This window comes from Protaetiibacter mangrovi (assembly GCF_024752305.1).
GTDB lineage: Bacteria > Actinomycetota > Actinomycetes > Actinomycetales > Microbacteriaceae > Homoserinibacter > Homoserinibacter mangrovi.
In genome coordinates this window covers 682,790-705,009 of sequence record NZ_JANTHX010000007.1, presented here as the reverse complement: position 1 = coordinate 705,009, position 22,220 = coordinate 682,790, and the positions used below count along the sequence as shown (strand labels likewise).

Annotated in this window: 21 protein-coding genes, 2 tRNA genes and 1 pseudogene; 10 read left to right on the top strand and 14 right to left on the bottom strand. The window is 68.5% G+C overall.

Annotated features, from left to right (window positions below; translation table 11 throughout):
• Positions 1-115: 115 nt before the first annotated feature.
• A tRNA-Ala gene (locus NUH29_RS11075) sits at positions 116-191 on the bottom strand.
• Positions 192-307: 116 nt separating this feature from the next.
• On the opposite strand from NUH29_RS11075, the gene NUH29_RS11070 reads away from it, so the two are divergent.
• Positions 308-1,255: a quinone oxidoreductase family protein gene (locus NUH29_RS11070; protein WP_258799182.1), complete on the top strand. Its 948-nt coding sequence runs from the start codon at positions 308-310 to the stop codon at positions 1,253-1,255.
• A gap of 172 nt (positions 1,256-1,427) precedes the next feature.
• On the opposite strand, the gene NUH29_RS11065 is transcribed toward NUH29_RS11070, so the two are convergent.
• The 9 genes from NUH29_RS11065 to dnaA all read right to left on the bottom strand — a co-directional run bounded on the left by NUH29_RS11065 (position 1,428) and on the right by dnaA (position 12,311).
• Positions 1,428-1,501, bottom strand: a tRNA-Ile gene (locus NUH29_RS11065).
• A 67-nt stretch (positions 1,502-1,568) separates the two neighbouring features.
• On the bottom strand, positions 1,569-1,976 hold the full coding sequence (locus NUH29_RS11060; protein WP_258799180.1) for a DUF3566 domain-containing protein: 408 nt from the start codon (positions 1,974-1,976) through the stop codon (positions 1,569-1,571).
• Entirely contained in the window at positions 1,973-4,597 is a 2,625-nt protein-coding gene (gene gyrA / locus NUH29_RS11055) for a DNA gyrase subunit A (RefSeq protein WP_258799178.1), read from the bottom strand. Before gyrA ends, NUH29_RS11060 begins: the two co-directional genes overlap by 4 nt.
• 62 nt (positions 4,598-4,659) lie before the next feature.
• Entirely contained in the window at positions 4,660-6,651 is a 1,992-nt protein-coding gene (gene gyrB / locus NUH29_RS11050; RefSeq protein ID WP_258799177.1) for a DNA topoisomerase (ATP-hydrolyzing) subunit B, read from the bottom strand.
• A gap of 148 nt (positions 6,652-6,799) precedes the next feature.
• Complete coding sequence (locus NUH29_RS11045; protein WP_258799176.1) at positions 6,800-7,297, bottom strand: DciA family protein; 498 nt, start codon at positions 7,295-7,297, stop codon at positions 6,800-6,802.
• A complete protein-coding gene (gene recF / locus NUH29_RS11040) occupies positions 7,294-8,466 on the bottom strand; it encodes a DNA replication/repair protein RecF (protein WP_258799175.1) in 1,173 nt (390 codons plus the stop codon). The genes NUH29_RS11045 and recF overlap by 4 nt, the downstream gene beginning before the upstream one ends.
• Positions 8,467-8,474: 8 nt before the next feature.
• Positions 8,475-9,359, bottom strand: coding sequence for a phosphogluconate dehydrogenase (NAD(+)-dependent, decarboxylating) (gnd, locus tag NUH29_RS11035; RefSeq protein WP_258799174.1), 885 nt, complete (start codon positions 9,357-9,359; stop codon positions 8,475-8,477).
• Positions 9,360-9,394: 35 nt separating this feature from the next.
• On the bottom strand, positions 9,395-10,543 hold the full coding sequence (gene dnaN / locus NUH29_RS11030; RefSeq protein WP_258799173.1) for a DNA polymerase III subunit beta: 1,149 nt from the start codon (positions 10,541-10,543) through the stop codon (positions 9,395-9,397).
• A gap of 367 nt (positions 10,544-10,910) precedes the next feature.
• Positions 10,911-12,311 (bottom strand): chromosomal replication initiator protein DnaA, encoded by a 1,401-nt coding sequence (gene dnaA, locus NUH29_RS11025; protein ID WP_258799172.1) that lies wholly within the window; start codon positions 12,309-12,311, stop codon positions 10,911-10,913.
• A 286-nt stretch (positions 12,312-12,597) separates the two neighbouring features.
• On the opposite strand from dnaA, the gene rpmH reads away from it, so the two are divergent.
• The 9 genes and pseudogenes from rpmH to NUH29_RS10980 all read left to right on the top strand — a co-directional run bounded on the left by rpmH (position 12,598) and on the right by NUH29_RS10980 (position 18,420).
• Positions 12,598-12,735 (top strand): 50S ribosomal protein L34, encoded by a 138-nt coding sequence (rpmH, locus tag NUH29_RS11020; protein ID WP_021010601.1) that lies wholly within the window; start codon positions 12,598-12,600, stop codon positions 12,733-12,735.
• Positions 12,736-12,744: 9 nt separating this feature from the next.
• On the top strand, positions 12,745-13,083 hold the full coding sequence (gene rnpA / locus NUH29_RS11015; protein WP_258799171.1) for a ribonuclease P protein component: 339 nt from the start codon (positions 12,745-12,747) through the stop codon (positions 13,081-13,083).
• Positions 13,080-13,394 carry a membrane protein insertion efficiency factor YidD gene (gene yidD, locus NUH29_RS11010; RefSeq protein WP_258799170.1) on the top strand — a complete coding sequence of 105 codons (315 nt, stop codon included), beginning with the start codon at positions 13,080-13,082 and terminating at the stop codon, positions 13,392-13,394. Before rnpA ends, yidD begins: the two co-directional genes overlap by 4 nt.
• 9 nt (positions 13,395-13,403) lie before the next feature.
• Positions 13,404-14,378: a membrane protein insertase YidC gene (gene yidC, locus NUH29_RS11005; protein ID WP_258799169.1), complete on the top strand. Its 975-nt coding sequence runs from the start codon at positions 13,404-13,406 to the stop codon at positions 14,376-14,378.
• A complete protein-coding gene (locus NUH29_RS11000) occupies positions 14,375-14,875 on the top strand; it encodes a Jag family protein (RefSeq protein ID WP_258799168.1) in 501 nt (166 codons plus the stop codon). The genes yidC and NUH29_RS11000 overlap by 4 nt, the downstream gene beginning before the upstream one ends.
• Positions 14,876-14,909: 34 nt before the next feature.
• Positions 14,910-15,536, top strand: a complete 627-nt coding sequence (gene rsmG / locus NUH29_RS10995) for a 16S rRNA (guanine(527)-N(7))-methyltransferase RsmG (protein WP_258799167.1) — start codon at positions 14,910-14,912, stop codon at positions 15,534-15,536.
• A 443-nt stretch (positions 15,537-15,979) separates the two neighbouring features.
• A pseudogene (locus NUH29_RS10990) lies at positions 15,980-16,213 on the top strand (GIY-YIG nuclease family protein); the annotation flags it as partial.
• A gap of 318 nt (positions 16,214-16,531) precedes the next feature.
• Positions 16,532-17,467, top strand: coding sequence for a ParA family protein (locus tag NUH29_RS10985; RefSeq protein ID WP_258799166.1), 936 nt, complete (start codon positions 16,532-16,534; stop codon positions 17,465-17,467).
• Positions 17,467-18,420: a ParB/RepB/Spo0J family partition protein gene (locus NUH29_RS10980; protein ID WP_258799164.1), complete on the top strand. Its 954-nt coding sequence runs from the start codon at positions 17,467-17,469 to the stop codon at positions 18,418-18,420. Before NUH29_RS10985 ends, NUH29_RS10980 begins: the two co-directional genes overlap by 1 nt.
• A 21-nt stretch (positions 18,421-18,441) precedes the next feature.
• Here the strand turns inward: NUH29_RS10980 and NUH29_RS10975 are convergent, their stop codons facing one another.
• The 4 genes from NUH29_RS10975 to trxB form a co-directional block, all read right to left on the bottom strand.
• The gene (locus NUH29_RS10975; protein ID WP_258799163.1) at positions 18,442-19,395 is read right to left on the bottom strand and encodes a D-alanine--D-alanine ligase family protein; all 954 of its coding nucleotides are present in this window, start codon (positions 19,393-19,395) and stop codon (positions 18,442-18,444) included.
• Positions 19,396-19,408: 13 nt separating this feature from the next.
• Positions 19,409-20,710: an aminotransferase-like domain-containing protein gene (locus NUH29_RS10970; RefSeq protein WP_258799162.1), complete on the bottom strand. Its 1,302-nt coding sequence runs from the start codon at positions 20,708-20,710 to the stop codon at positions 19,409-19,411.
• A gap of 96 nt (positions 20,711-20,806) precedes the next feature.
• Positions 20,807-21,130: a thioredoxin gene (gene trxA, locus NUH29_RS10965; RefSeq protein WP_258799161.1), complete on the bottom strand. Its 324-nt coding sequence runs from the start codon at positions 21,128-21,130 to the stop codon at positions 20,807-20,809.
• A gap of 54 nt (positions 21,131-21,184) precedes the next feature.
• Entirely contained in the window at positions 21,185-22,144 is a 960-nt protein-coding gene (gene trxB, locus NUH29_RS10960) for a thioredoxin-disulfide reductase (protein ID WP_258799160.1), read from the bottom strand.
• Positions 22,145-22,220: the final 76 nt, after the last annotated feature.

The window sequence follows — 22,220 nt, the reverse complement described above, 5'->3', positions numbered from 1 at the left end:
CCATTCTATCGATAATCGTTTTATGATGATAGCGGACCCGTCGGGCACACGAGGAAAGGCCGACCCTCAGGTCGACCTTTCACGCTCCAGAGCGTGCGACAGCGGCGATGGTTGATGGTGGAGCCTAGGGGAATCGAACCCCTGACCTCCTGCTTGCAAAGCAGGCGCTCTACCAATTGAGCTAAGGCCCCGTTCGACCCACGAGCCTACCCGTTCGAAGCGGGGACATCCTCCACGACCGCTGGACACCCCAGCGCCGGTGTCCGAGGCGCGGTAGACATGTCTACGGACGGAAGAGGGGGAGCGGATGGCTCGGTTCGTGCAGTACGCGGAGTTCGGGGGACCGGAGGTGCTGCGCGTCGTCGACGGCGACGTGCCGTCGGCGGGTGCGGCGGAGGTCGTGGTTGCGCTGCGCGCCGTCGGGGTGAACCCCATCGACGGCAAGCTGCGCTCCGGCAGGCGCGCCAGCGATCCGTTGAGCGCGCCGCGCACTCCCGGGTCCGACGGCGCGGGCGTGATCGCGGCGATCGGCGAGGGTGTCGAGGGGTGGGCGGTCGGCGACGAGGTCGTCGTGACGAGCGCGCGCGGCAGCTACGCGACGCACGCCGTGGTGCCGGTACGCGGTCTCACGCGCAAGCCGGCGTCGCTCGGCTGGGCGCAGGGCGCCGGCATCCCGATCCCGGCGGGCACGGCGTATCAGGCGCTCCGCTCGCTCGATGTCGGACCCGGCACGACGGTGCTCGTGCACGCGGCATCCGGATCGGTCGGGCAGGCCGCGGTGCAGTTCGCGCGGAAGCTCGGGGCGCGCGTGATCGGCACCGCGAGCGCGGCGAACCATGATCGCCTGCGCCAGCTGGGCGCCGTTCCCGTCAGCTACGGCGAGGGTCTCGTCGAGCGGGTGCGGGCCGTCGCACCCGACGGTGTCGATGCCGCGCTCGACGCCGCCGGCACCGACGAGGCGATCGAGGCGTCGCTCGAACTCACCGGTGACCCGGCGCGGGTCGGCACCATCGTGCGCGGGGCGGACGCGCCGCGCTGGGGGATCCACGCCTGGGGCGGGGGCAGCGCCGTTCCGCTCACGCCCGAGCAGTCCGCCTGGCGCGCGGAGGGCATCCGGCTCGCGGTGGAGCGCGCCGCCGCGGGGGAGTTCGATGTGGAGATCGCGCGCACCCTGCCGCTGGACAGGGCGGCCGACGCCCAGCGCATGATCGAGGACGGCTCGGCCCCCCGCGGCAAGATCATCCTGCTGCCCTGAGGGTCACAGATCTCGACACGCCCGCTGCGCGGGCTACTCGATCAGCTGCGTGGGCGAACCGAGCGGCCACCGCACCCGACGCTGCCAAGTCTCCACAGCGATCCGCGCGACCACGCTCGTGCGGATCGCGGAGCGACGCGCCGCGGATTACCGCGGCGCAGAACAAACACAGTGGGGCTACCAGGACTTGAACCTGGGACCTCTTCGTTATCAGCGAAGCGCTCTAACCGCCTGAGCTATAGCCCCGAGAGGGTCCGTTCCGTGGAACGGCCTCGCCTAGAGTACCCCACGCGTCGGCGCGGGGCGAATCGGCTCAGCTGTTCTGGAAACCGACCAGGATGCCGCCCGTGAACCGCACGCTCAGGTTGTAGAGCAGCGCGCCGAGTGCCCCGAGGATCGTGCCGGTCACGGTGTTGAGCACCGCCACGACGAAGGAGAACAGCACGACCTGGCCGAGACCGAACGAGTCGGTGATCGAGAAGTTCTCGTTGCCGAGGATGTCGCGCAGCAGGCTGTTGAGGCTGCCGAAAATGCCCGTCGAGTTGAGCACGATCCAGACGAGCACCGCCGCGACGATGAGCACGATGCCGAGGCACAGCCAGATGAGGAAGCTGAACTTCACGACCGACCAGAAGTCGAGGTAGACGAGCTTCAGCCGCACCTGCTTGGCGCTCGCGCTGCGGTGCTCCTTGCGCTGGAGCTTCTCGGCGACACTGCTCATGATTCGCTGTCGTCCTTTCCGGGCGCCTCATCGGGCGTTGCGTCCGTGTTCTGGGCATCCGGGCCCGCGGGCTCGGTTTCGTCGGAGTCTGTTGTGCCGAGGTTTCGCTCGCTGTTGCGCGCGACCTGGATGATCCGGTCGTCGTCGGCGAGCTGGGCGAACTTTACGCCCATCGTGTTCCGGCCCTTCGGCGGGACCTCGGCCACGGCAGACCTTATCACCTTGCCACTGGCGAGAACTGCGAGCACCTCGTCGTCCGCATCCACGATGAGAGCGCCCGCCAGTTCGCCGCGCGCCTCCGTCAGCTTGGCCACCAGGATGCCGAATCCGTTGCGCCCCTGCACCCGGTACTGCGACACCGCGGTGCGCTTGGCGAAGCCGCCCTCGGTGACCACGAACACGAACGGCCCCTCGACCACGTCTTCGGCGTCGTCCTCGCTCGGCTCGGTCTCCGATCCCCGGGCGACCACGGATGCCGACAGCAGCGTGTCGCCGTCGCGGAACTTCATCCCGTGCACGCCGGCGGTGGAGCGGCCCATCGGGCGCAGGGAGTTGTCGTCGGCCGTGAAGCGCAGCGACTGGCCGTGGCGCGAGACCAGCAGCACGTCGCTCGACTCGTCGACGAGCAGCGCCGAGACCACCTCGTCGCCCTCGTTGAGGTTGATGGCGATGATGCCGCCGGTGCGGTTGGTGTCGTACTCGGTGAGCGCGGTCTTCTTGATGTAGCCGCCGCGCGTCGCGAGCGCGAGGTACGGGGCGACCCCGTAGTCGCGGATGTCGAGCACCTGCGCGATCTGCTCGTCGGGCTGCAGCGCGAGCAGGTTGGCGACGTGCTGACCCTTCGCGTCGCGGCCCGCCTCCTGCAGCTCGTAGGCCTTCGCGCGGTAGACCCGGCCCTTGGTGGTGAAGAACAGCAGCCAGTGGTGGGTGGTGGTGACGAAGAAGTGCTCGACCACGTCGTCCGCGCGCAGCTGCGCGCCCTTGACCCCGCGGCCGCCGCGGTGCTGGCTGCGGTAGTTGTCGCTGCGGGTGCGCTTGATGTAGCCGCCGCGGGTGACGGTGACCACCATCTCCTCCTCGGGGATGAGGTCTTCGACCGACATGTCCCCGTCGAAGCCGAACAGGATCTCGGTGCGCCGGTCGTCGCCGTACTTGGCGGCGATCTCGGTGAGCTCCGCCGTGATGATGCCACGCTGGCGCGACTCGTCGGCGAGGATCAGCTTGTACCCGGCGATCTCGGCCTCGAGCTCCGCCAGCCGGTCCTGGATCTTCTTGCGCTCGAGTGCGGCGAGGCGACGCAGCTGCAGAGCGAGGATCGCATCCGCCTGCAGCTCGTCGATCTTCAGCAGTTTGATGAGGCCGGCCCGCGCCTCCTCGACGTCGGGGGAGCGGCGGATGAGGGCGATGACCTCGTCGAGCGCGTCGAGCGCCTTCACGTAGCCGCGCTGGATGTGCGCGTCGGCCTCGGCCTTGTCGAGGCGGAACTGCGTGCGGCGGACGATCACCTCGATCTGGTGGGTGATCCAGTGGCTGATGAAGGCGTCGATCGACAGCGTGCGCGGGACGCCGTCGACGATGGCCAGCATGTTCGCTCCGAAGTTCTCCTGCAGCTGGGTGTGCTTGTAGAGATTGTTCAGAACGACGCGGGCGACCGCGTCACGCTTGAGGATGATCACGAGCCGCTGACCGGTGCGGCCCGAGGTCTCGTCGCGGATATCGGCGATGCCCTGGAGCTTGCCCTCCTTGACGAGCAGCGCGATCTTCTCGGCGAGGTTGTCGGGGTTGACCTGGTACGGCAGCTCGGTCACGACGAGGCAGGTGCGCCCCTGGAGCTCCTCGACGTTGACGACGGCGCGCATCGTGATGGCGCCGCGGCCGGTGCGGTAGGCGTCGTGGATCCCCTTGACGCCCAGGATCTGGGCACCGGTGGGGAAGTCGGGGCCCTTCACGCGGGCGATGATCGCCTCGAGCAGTTCCTCGCGCGTCGCGTCCGGGTGCTCGAGCGCCCACAGCGCGGCGTCGGCGACCTCGCGCAGGTTGTGCGGCGGGATGTTGGTGGCCATGCCGACGGCGATGCCGACGGACCCGTTGACGAGCAGGTTCGGGAACCGCGCCGGCAGCACGGTGGGCTCCTGCGTGCGGCCGTCGTAGTTGTCCTGCAGATCGACGGTGTTCTCGTCGATGTCGCGGACCATCTCCATGGCGAGCGGCGCCATCTTGGTCTCGGTGTACCGGTGGGCGGCGGCGCCGTCGTTTCCGGGGGATCCGAAGTTGCCCTGGCCGAGGGCCAGCGGGTAGCGCAGCGACCACGGCTGCACGAGTCGCACGAGCGCGTCGTACACCGAGCTGTCGCCGTGCGGGTGGAACTGTCCCATGACGTCGCCGATGACGCGGGTGCACTTCGAGAAGGCGCGATCGGGGCGGTATCCCCCGTCGTACATCGTGTAGATGACGCGGCGGTGCACCGGCTTCAGGCCGTCGCGCACGTCGGGCAGCGCGCGCCCGACGATGACGCTCATCGCGTAGTCGAGGTAGCTGCGCTGCATCTCGAGCTGCAGGTCGACCTGCTCGATGCGGTCGCCGGCCGGCAGGTCCTGCTCGGTCGTGGTGTCGTCTGCCATGGTTCTCTCTCGCTAGTCAGCCGGTTGAGTAGCGGCGAAGCCGCGTGTCGAAACCGACGTCGCTAAATGTCCAGGAACCGCACGTCTTTGGCGTTCGTCTGGATGAAGTGGCGCCGCGCCTCGACGTCGTCGCCCATGAGCGTCGCGAAGATGCCGTCGGCGATCGCCGCGTCCTCGAGGGTCACCTGCCGCAGGGTGCGGGTGTCCGGGTTCATGGTCGTGTCCCACAGCTCCTGGTGGTTCATCTCGCCGAGACCCTTGTAGCGCTGCACGCCGTTCTCCTTCTGGAGGCGGCGCCCGGAGGCGAGTCCCGCCTCGAGCACGGCGTCGCGCTCGCGGTCGGAGTAGACGTACTCGTGGTCGGCGTTCGTCCACTTCACCCGGTACAGCGGAGGCATCGCGAGATACACGTAGCCCATCTCGATGAGCGGACGCATGTAGCGGAACAGCAGGGTGAGCAGCAGTGTCGTGATGTGCTGGCCGTCGACGTCGGCATCCGCCATCAGCACGATCTTGTGGTATCTGGCCTTCGCGCCGTCGAAGTCCTCGCCGATGCCGGTGCCGAAGGCGGTGATCATCGCCTGGATCTCGGCGTTGCCGAGCGCGCGGTCGAGGCGCGCCTTCTCGACGTTGAGGATCTTGCCGCGCAGCGGCAGGATCGCCTGCGTCTCGGGGTTGCGGCCGGTCTTGGCCGAACCGCCGGCCGAGTCGCCCTCGACGAGGAAGATCTCTGAGCGCGACGGGTCCTTGCTGGAGCAGTCGCTGAGCTTGCCCGGCATGCCGCCGCCCTCGAGCAGGCCCTTGCGTCGGGTCTGCTCGCGCGCCTTGCGCGCGGCGATGCGGGCGCTGGCCGCCTGGATCGACTTGCGGATGACATCCCGTGCCTGGTTCGGGTTGCGCTCGAACCAGTCGCCGAGCTGCTCGCCGACGACGCGCTGCACGAACGACTTCGCCTCGGTGTTGCCGAGCTTGGTCTTCGTCTGCCCCTCGAACTGCGGCTCGCTGAGCTTGACCGAGATGACCGCGGTGAGGCCCTCGCGCACGTCGTCTCCGGAGAGGTTCTCGTCCTTCTCCTTGAGCAGCCCCTTGTCGCGGGCGTAGCGGTTGACGAGAGTGGTGAGCGCCGCCCGGAATCCCTCCTCGTGGGTGCCGCCCTCGTGGGTGTTGATCGTGTTCGCGTAGGTGTGGACGCTCTCGGAGTACGCCGTCGTCCACTGCATCGCGATCTCGAGCGAGATGCGCTTCTCGACGGTGTCGCCGCCACCCGAGACCTCCTCGGCGGCGAAGTCGATGATCTCCGGATGGATCACCTCGGCCTTCTTGGTGCCGTTGAGGTACTCGACGTAGTCGGCGAGGCCCCGCTCGTAGAGGAACACCTCGTGCCGCGACGCACCCTCGTCGTCCAGCTCGCGCTCGTCGGTGATCTGGATGCGCAGGCCCTTGTTGAGGAACGCCATCTGCTGGAAGCGCGTGCGCAGTGTCTCGTAGTCGAACTCGACGGTCTCGAAGATGTCGCCGTTCGGCCAGAAGGTGACCGTGGTGCCGGTGGCGTCCGAGCTCGCGCCCTGCGCGAGCGGCGCGTCCGGCACGCCGTCGTGGAACGACATCGTCCAGTGCGAGCCCTGCCGCTCGACGTCGACCTCGAGCCGGTGCGAGAGGGCGTTGACGACCGAGCTGCCGACGCCGTGCAGGCCGCCCGAGACGGCGTAGCCGCCGCCGCCGAACTTGCCGCCGGCGTGCAGGATGGTGAGCACCACCTCGACGGTGGACTTCTTCTCGACCGGGTGCATGTCGACCGGGATGCCGCGGCCGTTGTCGTAGACCCGCACCCCGCCGTCGCCGAGGATCGTCACCTGGATGTCGTCGCAGTAGCCGGCGAGCGCCTCGTCGACCGCGTTGTCGACGATCTCGTAGACGAGGTGGTGCAGGCCGCGCGGACCGGTCGACCCGATGTACATGCCGGGTCGTTTGCGGACCGCTTCGAGACCCTCGAGAACCTGGATGGCTTCGGCGCCGTAGTTGTCCGGCGCGGGGCGCGAAGAAGGGGCGTTCATGTAGGACGGGGCTCCTGACGATCACGATCGGGATACCCTGGTGAGGGGCTCCGCTGACCCTCTCGATCCTACCTCAGCGGGCTGTCTGAAACCTGCGGAATCGCCCCTCTGAGCGACTTTTCCGACCCGGTCGACCTCTTTTGTCGTCTCAGCCGTAAGTATCGCGCGGGCCGCGCCCTGGAATGGCGCGAGGACCGCGTTTCCACGAGGGGGCGTCCGGCCCCAGGAACCGGATCGACTCGATACCCGCCGCCGGATGCCGCTCCGCGATCCGCGCGAGCACGGTGGTGCGCATGGAGCGCAGCTGCTGCGCCCAGGCGGTCGAGTCGCAGCGCACGGTGAGCTGACCGTCCTCGACCGACACCGGCTCCGCGTGCGCCGCGACATCCGCGCCGATGAGCTCCGCCCACCCCACGAGCAGTTCGGACTTGGCCAGCGGCGAGGTCCACCCCATCGACGAGGTGAGCGCGTCGAGCACGGCATCGAGCTCCCGCGGATCGCGTCCGGTGCCGTAGGGCACGGTCGTCTCGTCGCGCGATGCGCTCTGCCGCCGCCGGGCGTCGGAGGAGCGCAGCTCGGGGTCGCCGAAGATGCGACGCATCCTCCGGTAGACCGCGATGTGCTCCGGTTCGCGATCGCCGGTCATGCGCCGCCCGCCTCGTCGATCACCTCTCCGGCTCGGATGCGCACCGTGTGCGCCGCGAGCGCCGGCGGCACATCCGACTCCACCGCCGCGGTGATGAGCACCTGCTCGTAGCCGGCCACCGCGTCGGCCAGCCGGAGCCGGCGGCTCTCGTCCAGTTCGGCGAAGACGTCGTCCAGGATGAGCACCGGATCACCGGAGGCGGAGTCCGCCCGCAGCAGCGCCGCGGAGGCGAGGCGCAGAGCGAGCGCGAACGACCAGGACTCCCCGTGACTGGCGTAGCCGCGCGCGGGCAGGCCGTTCAGGCGCAGTAGCAGATCGTCGCGGTGGGGACCGGCGAGGGTGAGCCCGCGCTCGAGCTCCGCGCGACGGTTCCGCGCGAGGGCCGTCGTGAACGCGGAGACCGCCTCGGTCCGATCGATCTCGGACCGCACCGACTGCTCGCTCACCTCGGTCTCCTCATCCGGCGCAGCACCCAGGATCGAGAGCTCGCTCGCGAGCTCGGCTTCGTGCACCTCTCCGGCGATCGCGGCGTACGCCGTTCCCACGAAGGGACGCAGGCCCCCGACGAGCTCACCGCGCGCCTCGATGATCTCGGAGCCGAGGTCGATCAGGCGCTCGTCCCACACGTCGAGGGTCGAGAGCTGGGCCGCTCCCACGCGCGCCGCCCGCGCCGACTTGAGCAGTGTGTTGCGCTGCTTGAGCACCCGGTCGTAGTCGGCGAGCACCCCCGCCATCCGCGGGGTCAGCTGCACGAGCAGTTGATCGAGGAACCGCCGTCGTCCCGACGGCTCGCCCCGCACGAGCGCGAGATCCTCCGGGGCGAAGAGCACGGCGTGCACGTGGCGGGGCAGGTCGCGGGGCTTCGCGGCGGCCCGGTTCAACTGCGCCCGGTTGGCGCCCGTGCGGTTGAGCTGCAGCTCCACCAGAAGCTGCCGCCCGCCGTGCTCGAGGCGGGCGCGCACCACCGCGACGTCCCGACCGTGACGGATGAGCGCCTGGTCCGTCGAGACCCGGTGCGACCCGAGGGTGGCGAGGTAGTTGATCGACTCGACCAGGTTGGTCTTTCCCTGCCCGTTGCTGCCGACGATGAGGTTGGGCCCCGGTGCGAGGGCGAGCGAGGCGGAGTGGTAGTTCCGGAAGTCCGCGAGTTCGAGGTGCGAGACGAACACGGACCGGGTCAGGCCTTGCGGACCGCGTGGCCGCCGAACTGCTTGCGCAGCGCCGCGACCGCCTTCATCGCGGGGGAGTCCTTCTGGCGCGACACGAACCGGGCGAAGATCGATGCCGAGATCGTCGGCACCGGCACCGCGTTGTTGAGCGCCTCCTCGACGGTCCACCGACCTTCGCCGGAGTCCTCGACGTAGCCCTCGATGTCGGTGAACTCGGGGTCTTCCTCCAGGGCCCGCACGAGCAGCTCGAGGAGCCATCCGCGCACGACCGTGCCGCGCTGCCAGGCCTTGAAGACGCCGGTGACGTCGTGGATCAACTCGTCCTTGGCATCCAGGAGCTCATAGCCCTCGGCCCAGGCCTGCATGAGTGCGTACTCGATGCCGTTGTGCACCATCTTCGCGTAGTGCCCCGCCCCGACCGCGCCGGCGTGGACGAAGCCCTCGGCGCGCGGACCCTCGGGCCGGAGCGCATCGAAGACCGGCATGGCCCGCTCGATGTCGGCGGCCGCACCGCCGGCCATCAGGCCGTAGCCGTTCTCGGCGCCCCAGATCCCCCCGGAGACGCCGCAATCGGCGAAGTGGATGCCGTGCTCGGCGAGGAGGGCGGCGTGCGGGGCGTCCTCGGTGAACTTGGAGTTCCCGCCGTCGATCACGAGGTCGCCCTCGCCGAGCACCCCGGCGAGCTCGGTGATGACGTTCGTGGTGATCTCGCCCGACGGCACCATCACCCACACCACGCGGGGCGAGGGGACCGCGGCGGCGAGCGCACTGAGATCCGGGACGTCGGTGACCTCGGGGTTCGGGTCGTACCCGGTGACTTCGATGCCGGCGGCCCGCAGCCGGGTGCGCATGTTGTTGCCCATCCGGCCGAGCCCCACGAGTCCGATGTGCATGGGAGCTCCCCTTCCGCGCGGAGCGCGGTCGATTCTCAGCGCAGCAGCAGGTTCGGCTGCAGCAGGTACTTGTAGTTGTCGGATCCCGGTGCCTCGCGGGAGGACTGGCTCGTGATGAGCACGGGGCCGGGCTTGTTGGGATTCTCCGTCTTGGTGAAGGAGATCCGCACGAACTCCGAGTGCACCGCGCCGAGACCGTCGAGCAGGAACGAGGGCTTGAGGGAGACCACGGTGTCCTCGCCGACGAGGTGCGCGTCGATCGTCTCCGATGCCTGCGCCTGCTCGGAACCGGCCGCCTCGAGGGTGAGACCGTCGGTCGACGAGAAGCTGAAGCGCAGGGCCGCCTCGCGCTCGAGCACGAGCGACACGCGTCGCGTCGCCTCGATCAGTTCGCCCGTGTTGAGCACCGCGTAGTTGTCCACGGACTCGGGGAACAGGCGCTTCACCGGCGGGAAGTTGCCCTTGATGAGCAGGGAGGTCACCGTCTTCTTGTCCGCCTTGAACGCGATGAGCTCACGGTCGTCACCGCGCACGATCGAGACGCCGATGGTTCCGGAGTGCGCGAAGGTCTTGCCGATCTCCGACAGCGTGCGCGCCGGGACGAGCGCCGTCGTGCCGGCGGCCGACGAGGTGCCGGAGTCCCAGTCGATCTCGCGGACGGCGACGCGATAGCGGTCGGTGGCGACGAGCGACAGGTTGTTCTCTCCCACCTCGAGCTGCACACCCGTGATGACAGGGGTGACATCGTCGCGCGAGGCGGCGACGGCGACCTGCGACACGGCGGCCGCGAACTCCTCGGCGGGGAGCACGCCGGTCTGCTCGTCGATCTGAGGAAGAGTCGGATACTCCTCGACGGGCATGCTCAGCAGGGTGAAGCGCGCGGAACCGCAGCTGACCTGGATCTTGCCGTCGACGGTCTCGAACACGACGGGGGCGTTGGGGAGCCGGCTCGCGATGTCGGCGAGCAGTCGACCCGACACGAGTGCGGTTCCCGGGTCGTCCACCTCGGCGGTGATCTCGGTGCGGCTGGAGACCTCGTAGTCGAACGACGAGAGCGTCAGCGATGAGCCGTCGGCCTCGAGCAGCACGCCGCTGAGGATGGGCTGCGTCGTCCGCTGCGGCAGAAGCTTGACCGCGAACGACACAGCTTCGCTGAAGACGTCGCGATTCACCTGGAACTTCACGCGCCACTCCTGTCTGAGTTCGGGATGAATCCGCACCCGGGTCGGTGTCCAACGATCTTGGCACGGACCGGGCGGTGTTCGGTTATCGGGCGGCCAAGAAGGGATGGAGAGAGGTAATCGTGTTAACGCCTGTGCGAACTGTGGATAAGTATCGTGTGCCCCGCCGACGCCGGGGAACTACATCCGTGGAAGATGTGGGCGGCCTGCGCACTCCTCGGGGTCGACAGGGGTGAACTCGCCGGCGACGGATTCCGCTGTCCACATGCGGTCTCGGCGCGGTGCACATCCCATCCCGAAGTTATCCACATGTCATTCCACAGACTGTGCAACCACCGTCAGGCGGTTTCCCAGCTTCGCCGCGGCGGGATCAGGGACGGTAGCGCTGGTCCTGCTTGATGCGTGCCGTGAGCTCGGTGACCTGGTTGTAGATCGAGCGACGCTCCTTCATGAGCTCGCTGATCTTCTTGTTGGCGTACATCACCGTGGTGTGATCCCGATTGCCGAACAGCTGCCCGATCTTCGGCAGCGAGAGGCTCGTCATCTCCCGGCACAGGTACATCGCGATCTGGCGGGCGGTGGCCACCGCCTGCGACCGGGACGAGCCGTAGAGGTCGTCGACCGAGAGCTTGAAGTACTCCGCGGTGTGGTTGATGATGTCCACCGGCGAGATGACGTTGTCCTCGTCGAGGGTGATCAGATCCTTCAGCACCGTCTGGACGAGGGCCAGATCGACCGGCGTCTTGTTGAGGTTGGCGAAGGCGGTGACGCGGATGAGGGTTCCCTCGAGCTCGCGGATGTTGCTCGAGACCTTGGTGGCCATGTACTCGAGGATGTCGTCGGGCACCTGCAGACGCTCCGACTGCGCCTTCTTGCGCAGGATCGCGATGCGCGTCTCGAGGTCCGGCGCCTGGACGTCGGTGATGAGACCCCACTCGAACCGCGACCGCATCCGGTCCTCGAATCCCGTGAGGTGCTTGGGCGCCACATCGCTCGTGATGACGACCTGCTTGTTGTGATCGTGCAGCGTGTTGAACGTGTGGAAGAAGGCCTCCTGGGTGGAGTCCTTGCCCTGCAGGAACTGGATGTCGTCGATCAGCAGGATGTCGATCTCGCGGTAGCGCGACTGGAAGACCGAGGCGCGGTTGTTGGCGATCGAGTTGATGAAGTCGTTGGTGAACTCCTCGGAGCTCACGTACCGCACGCGGATCCCGGGGTAGAGGCTCTCGGCGTAGTGACCGATGGCGTGCAGGAGGTGGGTCTTACCGAGTCCGGAGTCGCCGTAGACGAAGAGCGGGTTGTAGGCCTTCGCCGGCGCCTCGGCGACCGCGACCGCGGCCGCGTGGGCGAATCGGTTGGATCCCCCGATCACGAAGTTGTCGAAGTTGTACTTCGGGTTCAGCCGCGAGTCGCTGCGTCGTCCCAGCTCGATGACCGGGCTGACCTGCTCGGAGTGTGAGGGGGTGTCGAGGCCCTCGTCGACCACGGGCTGGAGCGTGGGCTGGATGTCGGGGTTGACGACGATCGCGAAGTTGGCGACGTCGCCGTCGAGGTCGACGAGCGCGTCGAGCAGGGGCACACGGATGCGCTGCTCGAGCATGCCGCGGGTGAGCTCGTTCGGCACCTCGAGGTAGATGGTCTCCCCGAGCACCCCCTTCGGCTCGACGAGGTTGATGAAGCCGTGGAGCTGCGGCGTGATGCGCTCATCCGACGCGAGTCGTGCCTGGACGGCCGTCCACAACTCCCGTGTGGGGTCTCCGGGTTCGCTCATCTGTCGTCGGTTCCTCGATGGTTATTCACAGCTCTGTCCACAAGACGGGACGCGGTTCTCCGCCGAGCCTGCCGGGTTCTGGGCTCGCACGAGGCTGACGACCACCTTAGTTGTGGATAGCCGACTGTGGACAAGTCCCTCTCGGCGGACGTTGAGGTCGTGCGCGTATGCTCGCTCACGGTTTGACCGTTGCCGGTCGAGGCCCTATTTTTAACAGGTTGTCGGCATTCAGGCGCCGACCCCGTTCTTTCCCGGTCGCCGTACACCGGGTCCAGGAGATATCACCATGAGCAAGCGAACCTTCCAGCCGAACAACCGGCGCCGCGCCAAGAAGCACGGCTTCCGCCTCCGCATGCGCACGCGCGCCGGCCGTGCCATTCTGGCGGCCCGCCGTCGCAAGGGGCGCACCGAGCTCTCCGCGTAGTCGGGCGACGTGCTGGCCAGGGCGAACCGAGTGGTCAAGCCCTCGGACTTCCGTGCGATCGTGCGCCGTGGGCGCCGAACGTCGACCCCCGGCACGCTCATCTACCGCGTGGAGCGCGATCCCGCCGATCCCGCCCGCTTCGGGTTCATCGTCGCCAAGACGGTGGGCAACGCCGTCGAGAGGAATCTCGTGCGACGCCGGATGCGGGCGGTCTGTCGTTCCATCGTCGATGCGGGCGGGCGCGGCTCCGACGTCGTGGTGCGAGCCCTCCCCGGTTCCGCTCAGCGCGACTGGACTAGTCTCTCCGCCGAGATGCACGCGATCCTCGACCCCGCACTGATCCGATGAAGCGCATCGGCCTCTTCCTCTGGCTTCTGCCGAGGAACATCTGCGTCGCCGTGCTGCGCGGGTACCGCGCCGTGATCTCGCCGCTGTACGGAGATGTCTGCCGCTACTACCCGAGCTGCTCCGCCTACGCGATGGGTTCGATCCAGCAGCACGGCGTCATCAAGGGGATCGCGCTCGGCAGCTGGCGCATCCTGCGCTGCCACCCCTGGGCGCGTGGCGGCATCGACGACGTGCCCGAGTCGCGCCGTCACCACGACCACTATCACCTCACCCGATTCGGCTTCGTGGCCGCGGGACACGGAAAGGGCTGATCAAGCCGTATGGACTTCTTGGGAACGATCCTCTGGCCCATCAAGTGGGTCATCGAGGCCATCCTCGTGGGCTTCCACTGGACCTTCACCCAGCTGGGTCTCGACCCGGCGGCCGGCCTCACCTGGGTGCTGTCGATCGTGGGCCTCGTGCTCATCGTGCGCGCGGCCCTCATCCCGATCTTCGTGCGGCAGATCAAGAGCCAGCGCAAGATGCTCGAGGTCGCTCCGGAGCTCAAGAAGATCCAGGACAAGTACCGCGGCAAGAAGGATCAGTTCTCGCGCGAGGCGATGCAGCGCGAGACCATGGCCCTCTACCAGCGCGCGGGCACCAACCCGCTCTCGTCGTGCCTGCCGCTGCTCATCCAGATGCCGATCTTCTTCAGTCTGTTCTCGGTGCTGAACGAGGCCCGGCAGGACAAGGCCGGCGTCGGGCTGCTGACGCAGGAGCTGGCGGACCAGTACACGAACGCGACCCTCTTCGGCGTCGCGCCCCTCAAGTACAGCCTCGTCGACGCGTTCAACTACGGGAACGTCGCCGTGGCGGTCATCGCCATCGCGATGATCCTCATCATGACGGCGTCGCAGTTCTACACGCAGCTGCAGATCATGTCGAAGAACCAGACGCCCGAGATGAAGGCGAGCCCGATGTACCGCCAGCAGCGGGTGCTGCTGTACATCCTCCCGGTGGTCTTCCTGTTCTCGGGTCTCGCCTTCCCCATCGGCGTGATGTTCTACTGGCTGACCTCCAACATCTGGACGCTCGTGCAGCAGTGGCTCGTGATCCGCAACATGCCCACTCCCGGTTCGGAGGCTGCGCTCGCACGTGAAGCACGACTCGCGAAGCGCAACCGGAACAAGATGGCCGACGACGCAGCAGCCATCGCGGCGTCGGTGGACGACGAGCCGGAGAAGCCGGTGACCACGCAGCGCCAGCAGCCGGTCGGCAAGTCGCGCGCCAAGAAGCAGGGGGGACCCAAGAAGTGACCGACGAGAACGTGACCGAACTGGACGTCGCGCCGACCGAGCAGGAGATCGTCGACGAGGGCGACATCGCCGCCGACTACATCGAGGAACTGCTCGACATCGCCGACATCGACGGTGACATCGACATCGACGCCCGCGCGGGACGCGCCTACCTGTCCGTGACGGCGTCGTCCGGTTCGAACCTCGACCTGCTGTCCAAGCCCGACACGGTGACGGCGCTGCAGGAGCTGACCCGCCTGGCGGTTCAGGCGAAGACCGGTCGGTTCTCGCGGCTGATCCTCGACATCGGGGGGTCGCGCGACGCGCGAGCCGAAGAGCTGGCGGCGATCGTGGAACACGCGATCTCGCGCATCGAGGGTGGTGCGGCGTCGGCCTCCCTGCCCCCCATGACTAGCTACGAGCGCAAGCTCGTGCACGACATCGTGAGCGAGCGCGGCTACCACTCGGAGTCCGAGGGTGAGGGCCGGGACCGCCACACGGTGATCACCGCCAAGTAGTCGTGATGTTTCACGTGAAACATCGGGGCGCGCGGTGACCGAGTTCGAGGCCGAACCGGAGGCTGCCGCAGCCCTCTTCGGAGATCGGCTCGAACTCGCCCGACGCTTCACGGCGGATCTCGCGCGCGAGGGCGAACTCCGAGGTCTCATCGGACCCCTCGAGCTCCCGCGTCTCTGGTCGCGGCATGTGCTGAACTCCGCTCTGCTCGCCCCACTGTTGCGCCCGGGTCGCGTGGGCGACGTGGGAAGTGGGGCCGGTCTTCCGGGACTGGTGCTCGCGATCGCGCGTCCGGACGTGCGCATGGTCTTGATCGAGCCGATGGAACGCCGGGTCGATTGGCTCACCGAGGAAGCTGCAGCACTCGAGCTCGACAACGTCGAGGTGCTGCGGGCGCGCGCTGAAGACGTGCGACTTCCGGCGCCTCTCGATCAGGTGACAGCCCGCGCGGTTTCCGCCCTCTCAAAGCTCCTCCCCATCACCGCCCCGCTCCTGCGCTCGGGCGGCGAATTCGTCTTCATGAAGGGCGCCCGCGTCGCCGACGAAATGGTCGCGGCGTCGAAGACGATCCGGAAGCTCGGTCTGCGCGATGTCAGCACGCGCGTGCTGGGGGAGGGGATCGTCGACGAGCCCACCCGCGTCTTCCTCGCGACCCTCCCGTGACCCCACCGAAGTTTCACGTGAAACATCGCCCATAACGCAGCAGCAGATCCGGTGGGTCGAGTAGCCGCGCAGCGCGTATCGAGACCTCCCGCACGCACACGACTTGCCGGTCTCGATACACCGTGCTGCGCGCGGCACTCGACCCACGGGTAGGTTCGAGCATCCGCGCAGCGCCAGGCCCCGCGGGTTGAGTAGCCGCGCAGCCCCGGGCCCCGTGGGTTGAGTAGCCGCGCAGCGGCGTATCGAAACCCCGAGCCACCGCCGGAGCGAGCGACCCGCGAGAGCGCGGTGGACACGACCCCTCACGAGTCGTCGATCTATCGCCCACTCCACAGGAAAGCTCCGGCGCGATTGCGGCGCCTCTCGAGAGCAGGCACCATCTCCGCATGATCGCCATGTACATCCTGCGGTGCTCCGACAGGAGCTACTAGGTCGGCTCCGCTCGCAACCTCGAGGCTCGCATGCATCAGCACGCGGCGGGAGAGGGGAGCGAGTACACCCGTCGCCGGATGCGGGTGGAGCGCGTCTTCGTGCAGGAGCGCGCCAACATCGGCGAGGCGTTCGCGGTGGAGAAGCGGGTGCAGGGGTGGTCGCGTGCGAAACGGGAGGCGCTGATCCGCGGGGAGCAGCATCTGCTGCCGGCGTTGAGCAAGAAGCGATTCGATCGAGGTGAGTGAACGTGACGTCCTTGGCCGAGTGCCGCTTCGGACGTCCCCCTGGTCGAGTGCCGCGCGCAGCGCGGTGCATCGAGACCGGTGATTCGTGTGTATGGGATTCGATTCGCCACTGCGCGGCTACTCGACCCGCGAGATGGGGGAGGTGCTTTCATTCACCTCGCCGGTGGGGCGGGCACGGCTGGTCTGGCGTACCCGTGGGTTTCGATACGCCGCTGCGCGGCCACTCAACCCGCGGGGGTCGGCGCGGCGGGCGGTGTATCGGGGAGTCGTTCGGCGGCTCGGGCGATTACAGTGGAGAGTCGCGGTCCGACGGCCGCGATGTTTCACGTGAAACACCGAAAGGGAGTCGTGACCACCCCCAGTCCCTTCGACGCGTCGACGCCGCTCGCGCGCGAAGTCGCCGAGATCACCCGACGTCGACTCGCGCTCGCCGCCGAGTCGTTCCCGCTACCCGAGAAGACCCGCGTCTTCACCGTGGCGAACCAGAAGGGCGGCGTCGGCAAGACGACCACCGCCGTCAATCTCGCAGCCGCGCTCGCCCAGTCCGGCGCGCGCGTGCTCGTGATCGACCTCGACCCGCAGGGCAACGCCTCGACGGCTCTCGGGGTCGAACACCGCTCGGAGACGGTCAGCGTCTACGACGTCATCATCAACGATGTGGCGATGCGCGAGGTCGTGCAGTCGAGCCCGGAGTTCGAGGGCCTGGACTGCATCCCCGCGACGATCCATCTCGCCGGAGCCGAGATCGAGCTCGTGTCGATGGTGGCACGCGAGCAGCGGCTGCGGTCCGCGCTCGAGACCTACATCGAGGAGAGCGACGCACCCCCGCACTACGTCTTCATCGACTGCCCGCCGTCGCTCGGACTGCTCACCATCAACGCGTTCGTCGCCGCGAAGGAGGTGCTGATCCCCATCCAGTGCGAGTACTACGCGCTCGAAGGCCTGTCGCAGCTCCTCAACAACATCAAGCTGATCGAGCGCCACCTCAATCCGGAGCTCGCCGTCTCGACGATCCTGCTCACGATGTACGATTCCCGCACCAACCTCGCCCACCAGGTCGTCGAGGAGGTGCGTCAGCATTTCCCCGCGGAGGTGCTCGACACGCTGATCCCCCGCTCCGTCCGCATCTCGGAGGCTCCGAGCTACGGCCAGAGCGTCATCAGCTACGACCTCAATTCGCCCGGCTCCCTGTCGTATCGTGAGGCCGCGGCCGAGATCGCCCGGCGCGGTGCGACCAAGCAGGAGGAGAACTGATGGCAGCCCCCAAGCGCACCGGACTGGGCCGCGGTATCGGGGCCCTCATCCCGACCTCCGACGACCACGCCGAGCGGCCCGTCGACGTCTTCTTCCCCTCGGCCGACGATCACGCCGAGCTGGTGGCGGTGCCCGGTGCGCGGCTCGCGAGCCTGTCTCCCTCGGACATCGTGCCGAACCCGCAGCAGCCCCGCCACGAGTTCCGCCAGGAGGAGCTCGACGAGCTCATCGTGTCGGTGCGGGAGTTCGGCGTGCTGCAGCCGATCGTCGTGCGCCCGCGTCCCGGCGCCGCGGCGGGGGAGCCCCAGTACGAGCTCATCATGGGCGAGCGTCGGTTGCGCGCCTCGAAGGCCGCGGGCCTCGAGGCCATCCCGGCGATCGTGCGCAACACCGACGACGACGCGATGCTGCGCGACGCCCTGCTCGAGAACCTGCACCGTGCGGAGCTCAACGCGCTCGAGGAGGCGTCGGCCTACAAGCAGCTGCTCGAGGACTTCGGCATCACCCAGGAGCAGCTCGCCGATCGGATCGGTCGGTCGCGCCCGCAGATCACCAACACCCTCCGCCTGCTGCGCCTGCCGCAGTCGGTGCAGCGTCGTGTGGCGGCCGGCGTGCTGACCGCGGGCCACGCGCGTGCCATCCTCTCGGTCGGCGGCGACGCGGCGATGGAGAAGCTCGCGGACAAGATCGTCAACGAGGACCTGTCCGTGCGTGCGGCGGAGGCCGCGGCGGCCGTCGCCGAGGGTCGTCCGACGAAGCCCGCCAAGCCCTCCGCGGGCAAGCGCCAGGATCACCTCGCCGAGATCGCCGAGCGCCTCGGCGATCGCCTCGACACCCGGGTGAAGATCTCGCTCGGTGCGAGCAAGGGAACGATCGTGATCGACTTCGCGACCGTGGGCGACCTCAATCGCATCCTCGCGGAGCTCGGTCAGGATCCGTTCGAGGGTCGCTGAAAAACCCTGGTCAGAGGGCGATCAGCCCTCTCGTCGCGCGTCTTCGGCGAGGGCGGCGTAGATCCACCCGAGGTCGTGCCCGGCCGCCTCGAGCGCCTGCGGCAGCAACGAGGTCTCGGTGAGACCCGGCAGCACGTTCGCCTCGAGGAACCAGGGCGTCCCGGCTCCGTCGATGATGAGATCGACCCGCGAGATGTGACGCATGCCGAGCGCCCGATGCGCGGCGAGGGCGGCGTCCGCCGCCCGGGACGCCACCTCGTCGTCGAGGCGGGCGGGCACATAGAAACGCGTCTCGCCCGCGTTGTAGCGGGCCTCGAAGCTGTAGACGCCCGAGAGGGGCTCGATCTCGACCGCGGGGAGGGCGACGGGGCCGTCGCCGGTGTCGATGATGCCCACCGCCACCTCGGTGCCGCGGATGCACTGCTCGACGAGCGCGACGTCGCCGTAGGTGTACGCGTCGACCATCGCACGGGGGAGGTCGGGGCGCTCCTCGACGATCGTGACGCCCTGTGCGGAACCTCCGCGTGCCGGCTTCACCACGAGCGGTACCGGCAGTTCGTCGGCGATCGCCTCGAAGACGGCATCCGCGCCCAGTTCGCGGAAGGCGTCGCGGGGCAGGGTGATCGACCGCGGGGTCATCACGCCGGCGCGCTCGGCGACGACCTTCGCGGTCGGCTTGTCCCACGCGAGGCGCGCCGCGCCCGAGCGCGAGCCGACGAACGGCACACCCAGGAACTCGAGCAGCCCGCGCAGCGCGCCGTCCTCACCGCTCGCACCGTGCAGCGCAGGCCACACCACGTCGGGACGGGTGTCGCGGAGGTAGGCGAGCAGCGTCGCATCGGGATCCCGGAGCTCGACGTGAGCCCCGTGCCCGCTCAGTGCGTCGGCGACCCGGCGGCCCGAGCGCAGCGAGACGTCGCGCTCGTGCGAGATCCCACCGGCGAGCACGACGATGTGGAGCGGTGTCTCGGTCATGCGGAACCTCCGGTCAACCGGCGTACGGCGGCAGCACGTCCCGCTCGGCCGGCACGATGGGCAGCGGCGCGGTCTGCGAGAACTCGCCGAGCAGCGCGAGCTCGCCGTTGATCACGGTCGCGAGCCGGCGGATGCCCTCGCGGATGAAGTCGGGCTGCGGGTAGCAGAACGAGAGCCGCATGTTGCGACGTCCGTTGCCGTCGGCGTAGAACGCCGTCCCCGGGGTGTAGGCGACGAGCTCCTTGACCGCGCGGGGAAGCATGGCCTTCGAGTCCAGGTGCTCGGGCATCGTCAACCAGACGTAGAACCCGCCGTTCGGCACGGTCCAGCTCATGCCGGGCAGGTGGTCGTGCAGCGCCGACAGCATGGCGTCGCGCCGCTCGCGGTAGACCCCGCGGAAGGTGTCGATCTGGCCGCGCCAGTCGGCCGTGTCCATGTACTCCGAGATGACCGTCTGCGAGAACGAGGAGGGCGAGAGGACGGCGGCCTCGTTCGCCAGCACGAGCTTCTCGCGGATGGCGTGCGGCGCGATGGCCCATCCCACCCGCAAGCCGGGGGCGAGGGTCTTCGAGAAGGTGCCGAGGTACACGACGCCCTCGTCGTCGATCGACCGGATGGCCGGCGGCGGCGCCTGATCGAAGTAGAGCAACCCGTAAGGGTTGTCTTCGAGCACCAGAATGCCCTCGGCGCGCGCGATCTCGAGGATCTCGACGCGCCGCTCCCAGGTGAGGGTGACACCCATCGGGTTCTGGAAGCTCGGGATCATGTAGAGGAACTTGATGCGCTTGCCGTCCGCCTTGACGCGCGCGATCGTCTCGCGCAGGCCCTGGGGGTTCAGCCCGTCGGCGTCCATCGGCGAATGGATCGTCTCGGCCTGGAACGACCGGAACACCGTGATGGCGGTGACGTAGCTCGGCCCCTCGGCGATGACGACGTCTCCCGGGTCGAGGAACAGCTTCGCGAGCAGCTCGAGCGCGTGCTGCGACCCGGTCGTGACGACGACGTCGTCGACCGAGCCGTGGATCCCCTCGAGCGCCATCACCTCGAGAATGTGCTCGCGCAGGTGCGGGATGCCCTGACCGGATCCGTACTGCAGCGCCACGGCGCCCTGATCGGCGACCGTGCGGAGCGCGGCGGTCTCGACGAGCTCGCGGGGGAGCGCCGACACGTAGGGCATGCCGCCCGCGAGCGAGACCACCTCGGGTCGGCTCGCGACGGCGAAGAGGGCTCGGACCTCGGACGCGGCCAGGCCGGCCGTGCGGGCGGCGTAGTGGCCGTACCACGGGTCGAGGTTGGTGCCCTGGGTGTCGTGCATGACGTATCCGTTCGGTCAGTGCGTACCAGGGTAGCCGCAGAAACACGGCGGCCCCCGCTCCGACAGGGGAACGGGGGCCGCGAGGTGCGGGGTGGCCTACGCCAGGAACTCCGCGAGGTCCGCCTCGAGGGCCGGCTTCGGCTTCGCGCCGATGACGCGCTTGACGACCTCGCCGTTCTGGAAGACGTACATCGCGGGGATCGAGGTGATGCCGTACTTCATCGCGGTCTCGGGGTTGTCGTCGACGTCGAGCTTCACGATCGAGATCTTGTCCGCGTGCTCCTCGGCGATCTTGTCGAGGATCGGCGAGACGGCGCGACACGGGCCGCACCAGGTGGCCCAGAAGTCGACCATGATCGGCTTGTCGGAGGCGAGGACCTCGTCGGCGAAGGTGGCGTCGGTGACGGCCTTGGTGGACATGTGATTCCTTTCGATGGGGCGGCGATCTCGGCACGCCGCTGCGCGGCTAGTCGATCAACGGGGGGTGGCGACCAGTTCGGCCTTCTCGGCATCCGCGATGTCGGCCAGGTAGTGCTCGGCGTCGAGGGCGGCGACGACGCCGGAACCGGCCGCGGTCGCGGCCTGCTTGTAGGTGGGGTCGACCACGTCGCCCGCGGCGAAGACGCCCGGCAGGCTCGTCTTCGAGCTGCGGCCCTCGACCGCGATGGTGCCCTCGGGCGCGAGATCGAGCTGACCGTGCACGAGGTGCGTGCGCGGGTCGGCGCCGATGGCAACGAACATGCCCTGCACGTCGAGAGTGGTCTCGGTTCCGTCGACGGTGTTGACGATGCCGATGCCCGTGACCTTCTCGTCGCCGTAGATGTGGGCCACCTCGTTGTTCCAGATGACCTGGATCTTCGGGTCGGCGAACGCGCGCTCCTGCATGGCCGCGGAGGCGCGGAAGCTGTCGCGGCGGTGGATGAGGTACACGACGTCGGCGAAGCGGGTGAGGAAGGTGGCCTCCTCGAGGGCGGAGTCGCCGCCGCCGATGACCGCGACCTTCTTCTGACGGAAGAAGGCGCCGTCGCAGGTGGCGCACCAGGAGACGCCGTAGCCCGAGAGGCGCTCCTCGTCGGGGATGCCGAGCTTGCGGTAGGCCGAGCCGGTCGCGTAGATCACCGCGTGCGCCTCGTGCACCGAGCCGTCACCGAGGGTGACGCGCTTGACGGGGCCTTCGAGCTCGAGCGAGACCACGTCGTCGTAGACGATCTCGGCCCCGAAGCGCTCCGCCTGCTCCTGCATCCGGGTCATCAGCTCGGGACCCATGATGCCCTCCGGGAAGCCGGGGAAGTTCTCGACCTCGGTGGTCTTCATGAGCTCGCCGCCGAACTCCACGGAGCTGGCGATCACGAGCGGCTCGAGGTTGGCGCGGGCGGCGTAGATGGCGGCGGTGTAGCCGGCGGGTCCCGAGCCGATGATGATGAGGTGTCGCACCGAATCTCTCCTGTCGAGGGGGTCGCGAGGTACAACACATCCTAGGTCGGCGGCATTCCGTCCTCCCGGTGACACC